1 pseudogene is annotated in these 453 nt (G+C 64.7%); it reads left to right on the top strand.

The window, feature by feature from the left end:
• Window positions 1-318, top strand: a pseudogene (locus EN852_RS35190) (peptidase C14 caspase catalytic subunit p20); the annotation flags it as partial.
• Between the last annotated feature and the right edge of the window lie 135 nt (window positions 319-453).

Here is a 453-nt window from a genome sequence, read left to right as displayed (position 1 = left end):
CAGGGCTCGGCCAATGCGAACGACAGGGGCAGGAAGTTCCGCAGGCTGCAGAACGAAGAAGGTTCCGCCGGTCCGGAAGTCAACGTGCAGCGCAACTTCAAGGTCAACAGGCCGAACGAGAATGCGCAGCGCCAGTTCAGGCAGGAAAGGCCTAACGAGCAGGTGCTGCGGCCGCAAAGATCGGAGCCGAAGCCGGAATTCCGGGCGCAGCCGAGACAGCAGATGCAAGAGCGGCGTCTCCCGCAGGAGCAGCCGCCACAGCAGCTCAAGAAAAAGCCGTCTTGCGGAAAGCAGGGCGAACCGGCCTGCAACCAGTAGGCTGCCGCGGCCGGGAGTCGCCCTTTCCGTTCGCGGGGCGAACATCCTTGCTCGTTGCCAGACAGGGGGCCTCTGGTGTGGCGCATCAGCCCGTCAAAGGCGATCGCTCCGGCCGCTCAGATTACGCGCTTGGCG

The sequence above is a fragment of the Mesorhizobium sp. M2E.F.Ca.ET.209.01.1.1 genome (assembly GCF_004010375.2).
Lineage (GTDB): Bacteria > Pseudomonadota > Alphaproteobacteria > Rhizobiales > Rhizobiaceae > Mesorhizobium.
The sequence above is the reverse complement of the archived record's forward strand: the minus strand, read 5'-3'. Positions and strand labels throughout refer to the sequence as shown.